Annotated in this window: 2 protein-coding genes; both read right to left on the bottom strand. The window is 61.9% G+C overall.

All coding sequences use genetic code 11. From position 1 onward, the window contains the following. A partial coding sequence (locus ABIZ35_RS04900) for a DUF4965 domain-containing protein (protein ID WP_348218753.1) occupies window positions 1–1,718 on the bottom strand: 1,718 nt, incomplete at its 3' end. A gap of 125 nt (window positions 1,719–1,843) precedes the next feature. Beyond that, window positions 1,844–2,953 carry a Xaa-Pro peptidase family protein gene (locus ABIZ35_RS04905; protein WP_348218754.1) on the bottom strand — a complete coding sequence of 370 codons (1,110 nt, stop codon included), beginning with the start codon at window positions 2,951–2,953 and terminating at the stop codon, window positions 1,844–1,846. Window positions 2,954–3,121: the final 168 nt, after the last annotated feature.

Genomic DNA, 3,121 nt, shown 5'->3' on the forward strand with positions numbered 1-3,121 from the left:
AGGTTGTACTTCTGGCTCCAGCTGTTCGGCTTATCGAACGCCAGACGCGAGTGATCGCCGTCCTTGGCCGCTTCCGTCCAGTGCAGCGCGTCAGCCTTGGCCAGCGCCTTATATTTATCGGCGGCGACGATGTCGCCGCGCATCCGGCAAAGCTCACCATACGATGCAATCGCGAGGATCGCCTTGACGGCGAGGTTGGAGTTGTGGGCGAGATGTCCCATGAAGTCGTCGGTGCAGAGCTGATCCTCGGGATCGAGGCCGTACTTCTCCAGGTACTGCTCCCATGCGGTCAGTTGTGGCCAGAAGCGCGAAGCAAACTCGGCGCTGCCTTCCTGCTTGGCGATGGCGTGACAGATCAGGATCATATTGCCCGACTCTTCGACCGGCATCATGTCGCCTTCGTTGGTCGAAGTCTCGCCGCCGCCGTAAGCCTGGGCGGTCGCTTGTGGGTACACGCCGAGGTCATGGGGCGCGAAGGGGAACTTCCAGCGGCTGGCCGCGCTGTAGAGCATGGCGGGCGCGGCGACGGCCTTGGCGTAGGTCGGTCCCATCAAGAGGAACTGGGGCGCGGCGGGATAGATGATGTCGACGGTGGCGATGCATCCGTTGCTGCTGTTTTCTTTCGGGAAGATCAGCGGCTGGCCGTTGGGATCGGCGGCGAGGCCTGAGCCGGCGAGGGTTTGTCGATAAGCGAGGGCGGTGACCTGTGCGTACTTGGCGCCGCCGGCCTTGGTCATGTCCGTCATCATCAGATTATCGAACGTGACGCAGCGTTTGGTGAGCGAATCGTAATCTTTTTCGGCGGCTTGCAGCAGGTCGGACGGGGTTGCGCCGTTGCGCCGCCAGAAGGGCCGCAGTTTTTGGCGGAAGAAGTTGATCGCGTAGATCTCATCGTACGCCACGCTCATATGGCGGGATACTGGCGCGCTTCCGACTTTGCCGAGGTTGAAGGTGAAGGCGAGGACCGGCTGATCGTCTGAGACAGGACGCGGCTGCCGGGTGTCATCTTTGGTCGGCAGTACGCCGTCCTTTACGAACGACGCCAGCAGGGCGCTGTTTCCGCCAATGGCGGATTGGGATTGCTTGGCGTTCGCGGCCGCGTAGGCGTATCCCCAGTTGACGCGGATATCGTCGCCGGCGGGAACGAGATAAGTCTGCGCCTTGGTTCCGACGCTCAGCGCCGTCAGCGATCCAAACGTTTCTCGCTTCCAGACGACGGGGGCGCTGGTCTCATTGACGGCGAGCGCCGAGCTGGTGCTGTCGTAGAGCGAGACGTTATGCGAGCCTTTGCGCGACTTCACGTCCCAGGTCAAGTAGCTCAAGGGACGTGCAAGGACGTTGATATCGGCCGGCAGAGCGGGGGTGGTGAAGGTGAGCGTGACGTGGACGTCATCGTTTTCGAAGTCGTAGATGCTGCGCGTGGGCAGAACCTTGAGGCCGACCTGCGGCAGCGCCGGCACATCGGAGGGATCGGCGCCCATCAATCGATAGGTCTTGCCGTCGATACGGATCAAACTGACGAGCGCATGATCGCGTCCGGTCCAGTGCTTGGTGGTGCTGTCATTGAGGTTCGTGGTGAGGGACCACACGCCAAAGTTAGGATTGGCGGAGACCAGCGGCGTCGCCGGTGGCCGGAGGTCCTGCGCTCCCGCGCCCATCGGCAGCAGGGCCGAGATTGCGGTGAGCGTCAAGACCGTCGTGGAGTACAGAAGCTTCATTTATGGCGTTCCCATCTTGGTGAGAGAGTTCGAATGACACAATCTTACCACTCGCCGAAATAAATGGGAATAGCCAAAATACACTCACGCCTTCGCTAAAAACACATTTCGTATGCAAAGTGGATTTAACCGATGATGGGAATTTCGGGGGCGATCGCTTCATTGAATACACGCGCGGTTCCATCTTCGGTGACGGTGAAGATATTTTCCAGGCGTACGCCGAACTTGCCGGGCAGGTAGATACCCGGCTCGATCGAACAGCAGTTGCCCGGCTGAAGCTTTATGCGATTGCCTTCGACGATGTAGGGGGACTCGTGGTCCTCCAAGCCGATGCCGTGTCCGGTGCGGTGCAGGAAGAAGTCGCCGTAGCCGGCGTCGGCGATCACCTTGCGCGCGGCGGCGTCCACGTCGTGTCCCGTGGCTCCCGGCTGCACGGCGGCGACCGCCGCCTGATGCGCCGCGTAGACGATCTCGTAGACACGCTTCGCCTCATCGCTGGCATGCTCGATGGCGGCGACCCGGGTGATGTCTCCGCAGTATCCGCCGACCCTGGCGCCGAAGTCCAGCACCATCACATCACCACTTTTGATCCGCGTCTTGCCGGTATGGTGGTGTGGCTGCGCGCCATTCGCGCCCGCGCCGATGATCGAGCCAAACGAGGTCGTGTGTCCGCGTTCGTTCAGGCTGGTCTCGATCGCGAGCGCGATGCTTCGCTCGGTCGCGCCGATCTTGCAGGCCTCATAGACGATGGGGATCAGCGAATCCGTGACATCGGCGGCGTGCTGCATCGCGGCCAATTCCAGCGTGTCCTTGGCGGCGCGCAGCGGCTCCATGGCCGCCCCGGCGAGCTTGAGCATCGTGGTGGGCGCGAGGGCCTGGATCTTCAGGGCGAAACGCGCGGGCATGCTTTCGTCGAGCCCGACGATCCCGATATCGAGCGTCAGGTCCACGAAGACTTCCTTCAGCAGCTTTTCCCAGCCGCCGGCGTCGTCCCACACGCGCACGTCGGTGATCCCCGCCGGATTGGCGCGCACCTGCTCGGCGTTGATCGTGGGAGTGATGAACAGCCATGGGTGGTGAGCCGGCACGATCAGCGCCAGAAGCCGCTCGTAGCCTTCCTCGCTAAATCCCGTCAGGTATTGCATCGCGGCGCCGGGCGTCAGGATCAGGGTGTCCAGGCCCTGCGTCATCATCTCCGTGCGCACGCGGCTCAATCGCAGTTCGTAAGTGTTCATAGTTGAGGCGATTGTACCCCGTCTCGCTCGCGCTCACAAGCATGGCGCAGATTTGTCTCAGGACTATCGACTCTCTATCTCTCAACTAGCACCAGCGGGCCTGGCGCCAGAACCCGGCGATTGAAATCGCGGCTAGAAGTGCACGATGTCCACCTACGTGGACTCCAG

Source organism: Capsulimonas sp. (assembly GCF_039929585.1).
In the GTDB taxonomy this organism is placed as follows: domain Bacteria; phylum Armatimonadota; class Armatimonadia; order Armatimonadales; family Capsulimonadaceae; genus Capsulimonas.